The sequence below is a fragment of the Castellaniella sp. genome, assembly GCF_034675845.1.
Lineage (GTDB): Bacteria > Pseudomonadota > Gammaproteobacteria > Burkholderiales > Burkholderiaceae_B > Castellaniella.
On record NZ_JAUCCU010000001.1, the window covers coordinates 2,388,078 to 2,402,151 of the forward strand.

Consider the following 14,074-nt stretch of genomic DNA (forward strand, 5'->3'; position numbering starts at 1 on the left):
TGGGCCTGTCACCCATCAAGATTGTTCGGACAGCGATCAGTGGGCAGCGACCAGATTCTGACGAATCTTGTCATAACCCAGGTTGAAAAGAAAGCCGTAGGGTAGGTAAAACAGTACAAAGCCGATATCCAGCAGCAGTGCCTGCCAGACCGAGATGTCCAGCCACCAGGCCACGAAGGGGATGGCAATGACCACCAGGCCGGCCTCGAAGCAGCAGGCGTGGCCCACTCGTATCCAGTAGCTGCGGTCGAAGCCCCAGCGTGCCTGCAATCGATCGAACAGCCAGTTATAAAGCATGTTCCAGACCACCGCGATGGTGGCGATGACGGCAGTAAGAATGCCCATGCTGAGAATGGATCGACCTGTAATCCAGGCGGCTAGCGGGGCGGAAATGCCAATGGCCAGAACCTCGAAGGTCAGTGCGTGGAGGATGCGTTCTGACAGTGAGCGATGATGGATCTGCATGGAAGAATGATGCGGATGGAGGTGGTGTCGTCACCACGTTCATGCATCGCAGGCGGGTCGTCCCTGCCTGGCCGGGGAAGCCGGGGAAATTTTGGGGTGACCGATGGGGCTCGAACCCACGACAACCGGAATCACAATCCGGGACTCTACCAACTGAGCTACGGCCACCGCCGAAAGAAAAGGAATTCTAGCATGACTAATTTGCTTTTGCAGGATGTCGTATTTGCCTCTTGATTCTGCCTCGGTTTTCAGTCATGTTATGGGATGATGGATTTCATCTAAAGGAAAAAACATGGCCCAGATTTTTGTCGTCCATCCCGATAACCCGCAGTCGCGCCTGTTGGAGCAGGCAGGCGATCTCCTCACCCAAGGAGGCTTGGTGGCAGTGCCCACCGATTCCAGTTATGCCGTCGTCGCCCGTCTGGACGACAAGGCCGCCGCCGAGAGCCTGCGCCGTCTGCGCGGTTTGGACGAACGCCATCACCTGACCCTGTTATGCCGTGACCTGGCTGAAATCAGCCACTTCGCCAAGGTCGAAAATACCCACTACCGCCTGCTGAAGATGGCCACGCCGGGGCCCTGGACTTTCATCCTGGAAGCCACCAAGGAAGTGCCGCGCCGGGTATCGCACCCCTCGCGCAAGACCATTGGCATCCGGGTGCCGGATCATCGGGTGGCCCGGGCGCTGATCGACGCAGCGGGTTCGCCGCTGCTGTCCACCACCCTGATCCCCCAGGGTGAGACTCACGCCCTGAACGACGCTCAGGACATACTTGCACGCTATCAGCATGATCTGGCTGCCATTGTCGATGGCGGTCCCTGCCCGATGGACTCCACCACGGTGATTGACCTGACTGGTGATGAACCTCAGGTGGTGCGTGTCGGACGCGGCGATCCGTCCACGCTGGGTATTTGATCAACTCAGCGGTTATGCTTACGGGGATTGTCGGCATGGGCCGACTCCCTGTGGCGTTTTTTCATGGATCAACTCATCCAGACCATCTCGGTCTATGCCATCCCTGTGCTGTTTGCCATTACGCTGCACGAGGCTGCGCACGGGTATGTGGCACGCTATTTCGGCGACCCTACCGCCTATCAGGCGGGCCGCATCAGCCTTAATCCCTTGCGCCACATTGATCCCATGGGCACTATCGTGGTGCCGCTGGTACTGCTGTTTGTCACACGTTTCATGGGGGGAGGGCTGCTGTTTGGCTGGGCCAAGCCGGTGCCAGTCAACTGGAGCCGCCTGCGTCGCCCTAAACAAGACATGCTTTGGGTCGCCTTGGCCGGGCCGGCATCCAATCTGCTGCAGGCGATTTTCTGGGTGCTGTTTCTGCGCGTGATGCTATCGGCCGGCATGATTGAGCAGCCAGGCAGCTTCTGGGCCCTGATGGCCCAGGCCGGGGTCGAGATCAATCTCATCCTCATGGCGCTCAATCTCTTGCCTTTGCCGCCGCTGGATGGCGGGCGTATTGTCTTTAGTCTGCTGCCCCCGCGCATGGCCTGGCAATATGGGCGCATTGAGCCCTATGGCCTGGCAATTCTCATTGTGCTGATGGTCATGGGGTGGCTGTGGCCTTTGATGACGCCTTTGCTGCAATTCGGCCAATGGGTGGTGCGTGGGTTTCTTTAGGCAGATTCAGCCGGTTTCTGGCGCCCGAATCCGGTAAACTTGCTTTTTTATCTTGCCTGGGTCTGTGCCCGGGTGCATTACGGAGACAATTTTTATCATGGCCGGTGTGGATTCATCCTTTCCCTCGTTTCAGGGCAGTATGGTGGCCTTGGTAACGCCCATGCACCCTGATGGGCAGCTAGACCTTGAAGCCTTTCGTAAACTCATAGACTGGCATATCGATCAGGGCACAGATGCCCTGGTGGTGGTGGGCACTTCTGGTGAATCCCCCACGGTGACTGTCCAGGAACAGGCAGAACTCATCGAGCTTGCCGTGCGTCATGCGGATGGGCGCGTGCCCGTGATTGCCGGGACCGGGGGAAACTCCACCGCCGAGGCAATCGAGTTGCAGCGCCACGCTTATGCGGCGGGGGCATCCGCCGGCCTGACCGTGGTGCCTTACTACAATAAGCCCACCCAGGAAGGCCTATACCAACACTTCCGGGCGATTGCCGAGTCCGTCGAACTCCCCAGCATTCTGTATAACGTGCCGGGCCGCACCGTGGCGGATCTGTCCAATGACACGATTTTGCGTCTGGCCCAGGTGCCGGGCATTATCGGGGTCAAAGACGCCACCGGCAATATTGGCCGGGGCGCCCAACTGATCGCTGCTGCCCCTGCGGGCTTTCATGTCATCAGTGGTGATGACCCCACTGCCGCTGCCCTGATTCTTCTGGGCGGACGGGGCAATATTTCCGTCACGGCCAATGTCGCTCCGCGTCTGATGCACGAACTCTGCGCGGCAGCCCTGCGGGGGGATATCCCGGAAACCCGTCGTCTGAACAATAGGCTGGCGGTTCTGGGCCAGGTGCTTTTCCTGGAAGCCAATCCCATCCCGGTCAAATGGGCCGTGGCCGAAATGGGCCTGATCCAAATGGGCTATCGTCTGCCCCTGACACCGTTGTCTGACTCCTTCCGCACAGTTGTGCGCCAAGCCCTCGTTGATGCAGGTTGCCTCTGACATGACCATGAAACGCGCTTCGCTCTCCCTGACCAGTCTGGCCCTGGTTTCCTTGCTGGCTGGTTGTTCCACTTTGGGACAGCTGACAGGGCAGTCCGAGTCCATCGAATACAAAAGCACCGTTACCGGGGACCCCCTGGTGATTCCGCCCGACCTGACTCAGGCCAACAGCAATACACACTACAAGGCCCCCGAGGGTGTTGCCACCCTCAGTGCCTATTCGGCCAGCCAACGCAACCAAAGCGTCAATCCCGCTGAACGCGTGCTGCCTCAAAGCGATGATATCCAGGTAAAGCGCGATGGCGAACTGCGCTGGTTGGTGGTCAATCAGCCTGCCGAGGTCCTGTATCCCAAGCTCATCGAATTCTGGGGCGAACAGGGCTTTACCATCCAGTCCCAAAACCCCAAAGCCGGGCTGATCGAGACCGATTGGGCCGAGAACCGCGCCAAGATCCCCGAGGGTTGGCTGCGCAACGCCTTGGGCAGCATATTGGACCAAGTGTTCGACAGCGGCGAGCGCGATCGCTTCACCATGCGCCTGGAGCGTGCCAGCGGCAAGACCGAGATCTACCTCAGTCACCAGCATATGGTCGAAACACCGACAGGCGATGGCACTGCGTTCAAATGGGTATTCGGTAAGGAAGACCCAGGTCTCAATGCCGCCATGCTGGCCCGCCTGATGGTTTATCTAGGGGCCGATCAACAAAAAACCGCGCAGGATATTCAGGATGCCACCCAGGATCGGGGGCCAGGCACCACCGCCCAGTTGGCCGATGGTCAGGCGGCTTTGTTGGTCAACGAGCCCTTTGATCGTGCCTGGCGGCGTGTCGGGGTGGCCATTGATTCGGCGCGCTTTACCGTCGAGGACCGCAATCGCGACCAGGGGGATTACTACATCCGCTACCTGGATACCGATACGGGCGAACAGATCGAACAACAAACCGTCTTCGGACGTCTGTTCGGTACGCGCAATGCCGCCGAGCCCCTTAAGTTCCGGGTGCATCTGGCTCAGCAAGGCGGTGCTACCCAGGTGACCGTGCTGGATCAGGACGGCCAGACGCTCACGGACGGAACCGCTCGACGTATCCTGACCGTGCTGGAGCAAAACCTCAACACGACTCGTTAAGCGCATCCGTTTGCGATCAACAAGAATCCCCGCTTCAAGGCGGGGATTCTTGTTTTTACAGCAATGGTGATGGCGAGTCTTCAGGCTTGCAGGGAATAGGGCTGGTTGTCGAGCTGTTGTTGTGGTGGTTGAAGGTCCAGGGTCTTTAGTCCCAGGGTCTGGCCGAACCAGTGCAGTTGGGCGCCTAGGCGGCTGACCTCACCGACAATGATTAAGGCAGGCGATGCAATGGCCTGCGCTTGCGCCTGGGTCGCCAAGGTCTGCAGCGTTGCGTGCAAGACGCGTTGATTGGATCGAGATCCGTTTTCTACGATTGCGCACGGCGTGGTTGCGGTCAGCCCGTCGTTGAGTAGTTGCTGGCATAAGCTGGGTAGGCGACCGATGCCCATGTAATAAACACGCGTGTGACCATCACCAGTTGTTGTGACTTCTTCGATGGTATCCAGAGAAGAATCAGGTGCTACCGGATGATTTCTCGTGACGGGGGATAGCACGATGCTTTTGGTTGTGCTGGCTCGCCGATGCGCCGTGGCCAAAGTCAAGGACTGCGCATGGTCGCGGTGTGTCAGCGGAATCCCGGCATAAGCCCCGCAGGCCAGGGCGGCCGTGATGCCGGGGACCACCTCGTAAGCAATGCCGTGTCTTTGCAGATATTGCAGCTCTTCGCCGCCTCGGCCAAAGACCAGCGGGTCACCGCCCTTCAGGCGTACGACGCAGCGCCCCTGGCGGGCATGGTGCACCATCAATGCGTGTATGCGTGCCTGGGTATCTTCGTGAGGGCCGCCGATGGCCTTGCCGACATCAAGCACCTGGGCATCACGTCGCGCCAGTGCCAGGACTTCCGGGCTGACCAGACGGTCGCTCAGGATGACATCGGCTTCGTTCAGGGCGCGCAGGCCGCGCAGCGTCAGCAGGCCGGGATCACCGGGACCGGCGCCCACCAACAGGACCTTGCCGACGGGGGCCTGGGTGTCTTGGGCCAGTGCCTGGTCCAGCGCGGCCTCGGCTTCCTGGTGCTGACCGCGCCGCAAGGCGCCCAGCACCGGGCCGTCCATCAGCCAGTCATAAAATGCCCGTCTGGCCCGTAGCTGTGGCCGTGCCTGGCGGATGGCCTGGCGCTTATGCCGGGCCAGGCTGGCCAATGGCCCCAGCGCGGGTTCCAACAGGGTTTCGATGCGTTCGCGCAGACGGCGGGCGATGACGGGGGCGCTGCCACCCGATGAAATCGCGATGGTCAGGGGCGCGCGGTCCACAATAGCCGGGACTTGGGCGCTGGACAGCGCCGCATCGTCCACCACATTGCAAAACAGCCGCCTGGCCTGGGCTGCCTGGGCGATGCGTTGATTCAGGGCACGGTCATTGGTGGCCGCGATGACCAGCCAGGCTTCGTCCAGCCAGGCGGGGTCAAAAGGAGCCAGCCGCAGTTCGATTTGCCCGGCCAGTGCACGCGCCTGGACTTGGGGGTGGGCCGCATGGGCGCCTACCACGACCTGGGCACCGGCCGACAGCAGCAGGCTGATCTTGCGGTCGGCCACGACCCCGGCGCCCACCACCAGAACGGTGCGCCCGTGCAAGTCTGCGAAGAGGGGAAAATGTTGCATACGTTTTCAGCTTAGAAAGTCCTTAAACAACGCCGGTGCGCACCAGGAAGTCGCCAAAGGCTTCACCGGTCTGACGCTGGCCGGCATAGTTGCCGAACAAAGCATCCAGGCTGTCCAGAATTTCTGCTTCGGCGATGTTTTCCTTGTAGGGACGATTCATGCGTTCGCCCACGAAATCGGCCCCCAGACGCAGGTCATAGCGTCCCAGGGCGCGGCCAACCAGGGCAATTTCGCCCAGGTAGGGGCGTGAGCAGCCATTGGGGCAACCGGATAGGCGCAGCAAAATATCCGCATCACGCAGGCCGTGTTGATCCAGCAGGGCTTCCAGCTTAGGCAGCAGCACAGGCGCATAGCGTTCGCTTTCCGCCATGGCCAGGCCGCAGGTGGGCAGTGCCACGCAGGCGATATGGTGGCGGCGGATGCCGCTTTGTTCTTTGTAGCCGTCCAGTCCGTACTGCTGCACCAGGGCGTCAATCGCGGCGCGGTCGGCCTCGTCTACGTTGGCAATGACCACATTCTGGTTGCAGGTCAGACGGAATTCGCCCTTCAGAATCTTGGCGATTTCGCGCATGCCGGTCTGCAGGGTAAGCCCGTCGTGGTCCCATAGCCGCCCCGAAGCGATGTAAAGACCCAAGTGCCAGCGCCCGTCTTCGCCGCGCGACCAGCCATAGCGGTCGCCGTTACGTTCGAAGCGATAGGGGCGGGCATCTTGCAGTGTGCAGCCGCTGCGCTGCTGGATTTGTTCGCGAAACCAGTCCACCCCCAGGCGGTCCACCGTGTATTTCAGGCGGGCATGCTGGCGTTCCCGGCGGTCGCCATGGTCGCGCTGCAGGGTGACCACGGCCTCAGCCACGGCAATCAGGTCGTCGGGCGTGACAAAACCCACCATGGACCCCAGCCGCGGATAGGTACTGGGATCGCCCGCCGTGGCGCCCATGCCGCCGCCCACCGCCACGTTAAAGCCCTGCAGCTGACCGTTTTCGATAATCGCGACCAATCCCAGGTCATTGGCGAATACATCGCAGTCATTGGTGGGCGGGATGGCGATGCCGATCTTGAATTTACGCGGCAGATAGGCTGAATTGTTGCCGTAGATCGGTTCTTCGTCCGCCGCCTCGCCCACGCGTTCGCCTCCCAGCCAGATTTCGGCATAGGCGCTGGTTTGCGGTAAGAAATGGTTTGACAGGCGCAGCACCCAGTCCTGGGTCAGGGCATGTTGGCTGGACAGATGTGGATTGACCGAGCTGATCACCTGGCGGTTGACATCGCCGCAGGCGGCGATGGTCGTGGCGCGGGCCTGGTGTATGCCTTGCATGAAAGGGCGCAGATCGCGTTTCAGGATACCGTGCCACTGAAAGGTCTGGCGGGTGGTGATACGCAAGCCCCGGGTGGCGTATTGCTCCGCCAGGCCATCCAGCGCCAGCCATTGTTCGGGCGGAATCACGCCGCCGGGCAACCGGGCCCGCACCATGAAGGTGTAGGCTGGCTCCAGTTTTTGCTTGCGCCGTTCGTCGCGGATATCGCGGTCATCCTGCATGTAGCTGCCGTGAAATTTCAGCAGCTTGGTGTCGGACTCCGGGATGGCCCCGGTGATTGGATTATCCAGCTCGGGGGCAATCGTGCCGCGCAAGAAGTGGCTGGCGGTCTTGATGTCTTCCAAAGGAGACAAGGGAGAAATGCTCATAATCAGTCTGCTGCAGTATTGGTGTTGGGAACGAGGAGTCAGTAAACATCCCGGGCATAGCGGCCCTGGGCGGTCAATTCATCCAGCCATAGTCGAGCACCTTCGTCACTCAGACCGCCCTGGTCGCAGGCAATGTCCAGCAAGGCAGCTTGCACGTCGCGAGCCATGTGGTTGGCATCGCCGCAGACATAGACGTGGGCGCCCGCCTGAATCCATTCATAGACTTCTGCGCCGCGCTCCAGCAGGCGGTGTTGCACGTAGACCTTTTCTGTCTGGTCGCGTGAGAACGCCAGGTCGATGCGGCTCAGGTCGCCGTCCTTCAGGGCCTGCTGCCATTCTGTCTGGTAGAGGAAATCGCTGGTGAAATGCGGGTTGCCGAAGAACAGCCAGTTGCGGCCACTGGCCCCGGCCTCGCTGCGGGCCTGCACAAAGGCACGGAATGGCGCGACGCCGGTGCCAGCGCCAATCATGATGATGTCGCGGCTGCTATCAGCGGGTAGCCGGAAACGCGTGTTTTCCTCGATGAAGATCGGTACGGTATCGCCTTCGCTGCGCTCGGCCAGATAATGCGAGGCCACCCCCCAGCGGGATTCGCCCGCTTGTTCAAAGGCCACATGGGCCAGTGTCAGGTGGACCTCGTCCTCGGCCACGCTGGCGCAAGAGGCAATCGAATACAGCCGGGGCGTCAGGGGACGCAGGGCGCCGACCAGGTCTGTGCCGTTCCAGCCGACCGGCCATTGCCGCAGCGCGTCGATCAGTTGATGGCGGCCTAGATAAGTGGCCAGGGCATCGCGAGACTCGGGTTGCAGCAGCGTGTTGAGGTCTTCTTGGCCAGCGCGCGCGGCCAGGGCGGTCAGAAAGGGCCGGGTCAGGACGGTCAGTTCGCGGTAGCGGCCCAGCCATTCGCCCAGCGGACGCTGTGTCCCTTGGTGATCCACGGTGTCGGCTGCATTCAGGCCGGTGGCTTCCAGGATGAGGGCAACCAGGGTGTCGTCTTGCACAGGCCAGACCCCCAGCGCATCACCTGGTTCGTAGGCCAACCGACTGCCTTCCAGGGACAGTTCCAGGTGGCGGATGTCCTTGTCGCTCTCTCGGCTGGTAATGGCCTGGTTTTGCAGCACCTCTGCCTGGAACGGATGATCCCGGGTGTATTTTTCAAGTTGTGGGTGCAAGGGCGTGACGGTGGCCTGGGGTACGGCTCCGGCAGACTTCAGGGTCTCGGCGGCCTGCTTCAATGCCTGAATCTGCCAGGGGGCGGCCACCGTATCGATATCCAGGTCTGCCGCGCCGGCGTCTTGCAGGCGCTGGGCGCCCAGCTCGGCCAGGCGGACGTCGATTTTGTGTGAAATGCCGCAAAACGAGGGATAGCTGGAGTCCCCCAGGCCTAATACTGCGTACTTCAGCCGGGCCAGCTTCGGGGCGCGCTTGCTGAGCAGGAATTCGACCCAGGCAATGGAGTCATCGGGGGGATCGCCATCCCCCTGGGTACTCATCACGATATACAGCAGCTCTTCGTCTTTGAGTTCCTTGGGCTTGTATTGATCGGCACGCACCAGCCGTACGGCCAGGCCCTGGGCCTGCACCTGGTCATGCAGTCGGGTGGCGATGCGCTTGGCGTTGCCAGTCTGGCTGCCGTACAAAATCGTCAGCCGCTGGGCGGCGGCAGTAGTGGGGGCGGCAGCCACGGCCAGCGGGGGCGCGGCTTCACGAGCAGGCTGGCGTGCCTGGGCCACCCCGGCAAAATATCCAGATAGCCAGTGCAGGCTGGGGGATTCCAGCGCATCGGCCAGTTCGGCAATCAGGGATTGATGTGTGTCGGGCAAATAGTTCGGCGCGAGCATGACGAGGCCTGGTCAAAACGAAAGAAGCGTCCATTCTGGGACGCTTCTGCCTGACTGTGAACGACAGGATGCTTATGTTTTTATGCCGATATAAGCAAATAGCCTACAGGAAGTCCCGCCGTAGCTGATAAATCAGTTCCAGGGCCTCGCGCGGGCTCAGCGAATCCGGGTTGAGTGCTTTCAATGCCGTGCGCAGCGGGGCCTCGCTATCGTTTTCTTCTTCCTCGACCTGCTCGATAAAGAGCGATAGCTGAGAATCGGGGCGGTTGCGGGCTTCCAGTTCCGCCAGTTGTTTGCGGGCGTGGCGGATCACCACCGGCGGGATACCGGCGCGTTGGGCCACATGCAGGCCGTAGCTTTGGCTGGCCGGGCCAGGGCGTACCTCGTGCAGAAACACCACGCCATCGGGTGCGTCGGCAGCGGCCAGATGCACATTGGCCACGCCGTGGGCCTGTTCGGGCAGACGGGTGATTTCAAAGTAGTGCGTAGCAAACAGCGTCAGGGCGCGATTATGGATCAGCAGCCGGTGGGCGATGGCCCAGGCCAGCGCCAGCCCGTCGTAGGTCGATGTACCCCGGCCGATCTCATCCATCAGCACCAGGCTTTGGGGCGATGCCGAGGCCAGGATCACACCGGCCTCCATCATCTCCATCATGAAGGTTGAGCGTCCCCCGGCCAGGTCGTCGGCTGCCCCGATGCGCGTAAAAATGCGGTCGATGGGTCCGATCTGCGCCTGAACGGCCGGTACGTAGCTGCCCATCCGGGCCAAGAGGGCAATCAGGGCGATCTGTCGCATATAGGTCGACTTGCCCCCCATATTCGGCCCCGTGATCAGCAGCATGCGACGTTCTTCGTGCATTTTGCAATCATTGGGGGTGAAGGTCTCGATGCTGTGCTCGACCACGGGATGGCGCCCGTTCTGGATGTCCAGGCAAATGTCGTCGCAGAGCTGGGGCGCCACCCAACCGTGCTGGCGGGCATGGTGCGCCAGCGATGCCAGGGCATCCAGGCAGGCCAGGGCCGCAGCGCTGGCGGCCAGGGCGGGGGCATGCGGGGCTGCTTGTTCCAAAAGCTGGTCGAACAGCCATTTTTCCCGGGCCAGACTGCGCTCGCGGGCGGATAGCACCTTGTCTTCCCAGGTTTTCAGTTCGGGCGTGATGTAGCGTTCGACATTTTTCAAGGTCTGTCGGCGACGGTAGTCGTCGGGGACTTGATCGGCCTGCCCACGCGAGACTTCGATGAAAAACCCATGCACCCGGTTGTATTCCACCCGCAGATTGGCGATGCCGGTGCGTGCGCGTTCGCGGGCTTCCATCTCCATTAAAAAGGCGCCGTTATCGCCCGCCAGCTGTCGCAAGCTGTCGAGTTCAGCGTCGTAGGCCTGGGCGATCACACCGCCGTCGCGCACCATCAAGGCGGGCTCGGCAGCCAGGGACTGCGTCAGCAGGTCGGCTAAAACCGGGGGGATGGCAATGGTAGCCAGGCTGTCGGCCAGCAGCCCATTGATCTGGGGTTTTTCCTGCGCGCTCTCGGCTGAAGTCAGAAAGTTTGCTTGCGTTGCAGCTACTAGGGTGGGCAAGGCCTTCAAGGCATCGCGCAGGCTGGCTAGTTCTCGGGGGCGGATGGTGCCTAGAGCCAATCGGGTCGACATGCGTTCCAGATCGGGCAGGGTTTTCAGGCTGTCGCGCAGGCCCTGCAGCGCCTGAGGGCTGGCCTGCAACAACTGGCCGATGGCATCCTGGCGGGCCTGTGCCAGCGGGTTGGCACGCAATGGTGCCTGCAGCCAGCGGCGCAATTGGCGGCTACCCATCGGTGTGCAGGCATGATCCAAGGTGCTGAACAGGGTGGGGCCTTCGCCGTGGTTCAGGGTGGTGGTGATTTCCAGATTACGCCGGGTTGCCGGGTCCAGGATCACATAGTCGCCGCTGGCGTCCACCGCCAGGCTGTGGACGTGCTTGAGCGACTGAGATTGAGTAGTCCCGACATAACGCAACAGCGCCCCCGCCGCCTGGACCGCCAGCGGCAGATGATCCAGCCCAAAGGCCCCCGTGTCGTCCACCCCGAAATGGCGCAGCAGCACATCGCGTGCGCCATCTGCCTCAAAGTGCCAGTCCGGCACCCGGCTGATGGCAGCGTCCAGCCCCAGATCGATCAGGGTTTGGGCGTCAGTCTGGTCCGGGCAGACAAGTTCGGCGGGGGCAATCCGCCCCAGCTCGGTATCCAGCAGATCCGGCGTGCATTCGCCCGCCTTGAATTCGCCATTGGCCAGATTCATCCAGGCCAGCCCGATGCGTTCGCGCCCGTGGCTGCGGCTGCTGGTCCAGGCCGCAATGGTGCGGTCTTCACGGGCGGGCAGCAAAGCGTCGTCGGTCAGTGTGCCGGGGGTGACTACCCGCACAATCTGACGTTCGACCGGGCCTTTGCTGGTGGCCGGGTCACCGATCTGTTCACAGATGGCGATGGATTCGCCCAGGGCCACCAGCCGCGCCAGATAGCCCTCCATGGCGTGGTGCGGCACGCCCGCCATGGGGATCGGTACGCCATTGGAGGTCCCGCGCTTGGTTAAGGTCAGGTTCAGCAGCCGCGCCCCGCGCTCGGCGTCGTCGTAGAACATCTCGTAAAAATCACCCATGCGATAGAACAGCAGGTGTGAGCCCGCCTGCGCTTTAAGCTGCAGATATTGTTTCATCATGGGGGTGTGCGAAGAAATATCAGTTTTATTCATATAAATCAATTAGTTAGTGTTTCTTCGCGGTTTTTTTGGGACAAATTTGGGACAATTTTACGCATGTTTTGCATGCTCTCCCAGATGCGTTCCAGCTCGCTGGGGGACTCTGAGTCTATCCAGCGGGCATACACTTGCACGAGCATGGAGTAATCGTTATGGCCCATCTGATTGGCGATGAAGGCCAGGTTGCCGCGAGCCGTCAGGTTCCAGCATGCGTAGGTGTGTCGCGTCTGATAGGGCCGACGCGGGCGGATTTCCGCGCGTCGGGTCAGGTTACCCCATTTGGTATTCCAGGCGCTGGGCACAAAGAACTCGTTGACTTCTTTTTTGCGTGCCTGTGTCTTGGGTGATAGGAGAACGCGCACACGGTCAGTGCGTGATTCATGGCGGTTAAGCCAGACTTGCAGATCAGCGGGTTTGCGATGTTTGGCGTCCTCGATAAGCACTTGCAGCGCTTCTTGGGCAGGGGGGAATAGCAAGACAGTGCGTTCCTTGTTCGTCTTGGGAATCTTGAAAGTCATGGATTGGGTTATGGATCGGCGTACCGTGATTTTGCTCAGGTCGACGGCCACGTCCTCCAAAGCTAATGCCAGCAGTTCACCGGGGCGTAGCCCGGTATAGACCGCCAGCGTGACTGCCGCCCGGTCAATCGGGTGTATGCAGCCTCTATCAATGAGCAACTGATACTCCTCGAAGCTCAACGGATCGGGGTCTTTGTGGCTTTTGGTGAAGCGGGTGCAATGCTTGGCCAGATCCTTGCAGTATCCGTTGTCTTCGCACCAGTACAGGAAGCCGGAGAAGGTTGCGAGGTAGTGGTTGACGGTAGAGACCGCGCGGGTGGCGATCAGATCGACTCGCAATTGCTGGATATCAGCGGGCTTGAGCGCATCGGTTTGGCGGTTGCGGCCGATCGTCATCAGGCAGACGTTTAGCGCGTTCTCGTAGCGTGTCTGCGTTTCCGGGGTGATGTCCACCGCCTTGAGCGGTTTGTAGCGGTCGCACAAGTCGCCAAGGCGCTTGCTGGTCTGGACAGTGCTCTCTGCCGGGCGCGTATGCGGAAACATCTCTGCTTCGTTGTAGGTGCCGGTGCGCAATGCATACAGGGCTGCGCTGCGCAGACGTGCGGCGTGCTTGAGATTCGCTTTGGTGGGATCGAGGCCGAGAGTGTGCCGATGGCGCACGCCCTGGTGCATGAAGTCCACGCGGATCGATTTGCCGTGTATCCAGATGCCGGGGAAGCCGGTCTTCGCTACTGCTTCGACTGCCATCACGATGCTCCTGCTGCTTATGCTTACTCCGCCTTCGGTTTTTCGTTCAAGGGCCATTGGCGGGTCTTGAGCATGAAAAGCTCGAAAAGACCGGAAGGCATGGAACGATCGCCCGCCTCCCAACGCTGCCATGCGCGCAGCGATACTCGCACAATTTGCGCTGCTTCCGTTTGAGTGAGGCCAGCCACGATGCGGGCATCACGAATGATGGCGACCGGCGGGCTTTGCTGCTTCGTCGATTCAGACATAGACAAGAATGGTGGAAACCTGCGCGTATGCAGCCATTCTTTCAATTTTATACGGCCATTGGTCGTATTGCAAGACCGCCATCCTGTATAAGTGGCCATGCCTTGTGAGCGTTATTCAGAAGGATCTGGCGTGAGCTGTGCTTTCCACCCAGCGCTCGAACTCGGCAATGTTTAAAAAGATGCGGCCATCCGGCGCTTTGCGCCAAATGCGACCCTCCAGCCAAATTCCCCCTTTGACCTTGTGACGCACCGCGTTCTCGCTATAGCCGGTAATTTCGGCAAACCGCTTGACGAGTACCCATCGGCTTGGATTGCTCATGGCGTCCCGTCCCCCTGTGTGCCGGGGGCATCATACTGGTGACCGAAATGACATAGCAGCATTTTTGCCGGAACCCGCCGTCAAGGAAACTTGCGTGGGCGTAGATAGGCGTAGGTGAGCCTGAGGATAGTGTCGGTAAAAAGGCGGTATCGCTGATAAGC

The 14,074-nt window shown here is 60.8% G+C and carries 12 protein-coding genes and 1 tRNA gene; 4 read left to right on the plus strand and 9 right to left on the minus strand.

The features are described 5' to 3' along the window. Window positions 1–36: 36 nt before the first annotated feature. On the minus strand, window positions 37–465 hold the full coding sequence (locus VDP81_RS11480) for a multidrug/biocide efflux PACE transporter (RefSeq protein WP_323012349.1): 429 nt from the start codon (window positions 463–465) through the stop codon (window positions 37–39). Between the two features lie 92 nt (window positions 466–557). Beyond that, a tRNA-His gene (locus VDP81_RS11485) sits at window positions 558–633 on the minus strand. Between the two features lie 124 nt (window positions 634–757). Between VDP81_RS11485 and VDP81_RS11490 the strand changes: the two genes are divergently transcribed. The 4 genes from VDP81_RS11490 (at window position 758) to bamC (ending at window position 4,224) form a co-directional block, all read left to right on the plus strand. Next, complete coding sequence (locus tag VDP81_RS11490) at window positions 758–1,381, plus strand: L-threonylcarbamoyladenylate synthase (protein ID WP_322996396.1); 624 nt, start codon at window positions 758–760, stop codon at window positions 1,379–1,381. 63 nt (window positions 1,382–1,444) lie between these two features. Beyond that, complete coding sequence (locus tag VDP81_RS11495; protein WP_322996397.1) at window positions 1,445–2,098, plus strand: site-2 protease family protein; 654 nt, start codon at window positions 1,445–1,447, stop codon at window positions 2,096–2,098. Between the two features lie 97 nt (window positions 2,099–2,195). Beyond that, the gene (gene dapA / locus VDP81_RS11500; protein WP_322996398.1) at window positions 2,196–3,098 is read left to right on the plus strand and encodes a 4-hydroxy-tetrahydrodipicolinate synthase; all 903 of its coding nucleotides are present in this window, start codon (window positions 2,196–2,198) and stop codon (window positions 3,096–3,098) included. Between the two features lies 1 nt (window position 3,099). Then, a complete protein-coding gene (gene bamC / locus VDP81_RS11505; protein ID WP_322996399.1) occupies window positions 3,100–4,224 on the plus strand; it encodes an outer membrane protein assembly factor BamC in 1,125 nt (374 codons plus the stop codon). Between the two features lie 80 nt (window positions 4,225–4,304). On the opposite strand, the gene cysG is transcribed toward bamC, so the two are convergent. The 7 genes from cysG to VDP81_RS11540 all read right to left on the minus strand — a co-directional run bounded on the left by cysG (window position 4,305) and on the right by VDP81_RS11540 (window position 13,913). Then, on the minus strand, window positions 4,305–5,825 hold the full coding sequence (cysG, locus tag VDP81_RS11510) for a siroheme synthase CysG (protein ID WP_322996400.1): 1,521 nt from the start codon (window positions 5,823–5,825) through the stop codon (window positions 4,305–4,307). 22 nt (window positions 5,826–5,847) lie between these two features. Continuing rightward, window positions 5,848–7,509, minus strand: coding sequence for an assimilatory sulfite reductase (NADPH) hemoprotein subunit (gene cysI / locus VDP81_RS11515; RefSeq protein ID WP_323012350.1), 1,662 nt, complete (start codon window positions 7,507–7,509; stop codon window positions 5,848–5,850). A 38-nt stretch (window positions 7,510–7,547) separates the two neighbouring features. Continuing rightward, window positions 7,548–9,350 (minus strand): assimilatory sulfite reductase (NADPH) flavoprotein subunit, encoded by a 1,803-nt coding sequence (locus VDP81_RS11520; protein ID WP_322996402.1) that lies wholly within the window; start codon window positions 9,348–9,350, stop codon window positions 7,548–7,550. Window positions 9,351–9,453: 103 nt separating this feature from the next. Next, a complete protein-coding gene (mutS, locus tag VDP81_RS11525) occupies window positions 9,454–12,075 on the minus strand; it encodes a DNA mismatch repair protein MutS (protein ID WP_323012351.1) in 2,622 nt (873 codons plus the stop codon). Between the two features lie 5 nt (window positions 12,076–12,080). Then, a complete protein-coding gene (locus VDP81_RS11530) occupies window positions 12,081–13,346 on the minus strand; it encodes a tyrosine-type recombinase/integrase (protein ID WP_323012352.1) in 1,266 nt (421 codons plus the stop codon). Window positions 13,347–13,369: 23 nt separating this feature from the next. Next, window positions 13,370–13,594 (minus strand): XRE family transcriptional regulator, encoded by a 225-nt coding sequence (locus VDP81_RS11535; RefSeq protein ID WP_323012353.1) that lies wholly within the window; start codon window positions 13,592–13,594, stop codon window positions 13,370–13,372. A 115-nt stretch (window positions 13,595–13,709) separates the two neighbouring features. Continuing rightward, window positions 13,710–13,913, minus strand: coding sequence for an excisionase (locus VDP81_RS11540; protein WP_323012354.1), 204 nt, complete (start codon window positions 13,911–13,913; stop codon window positions 13,710–13,712). Window positions 13,914–14,074 lie beyond the last annotated feature (161 nt).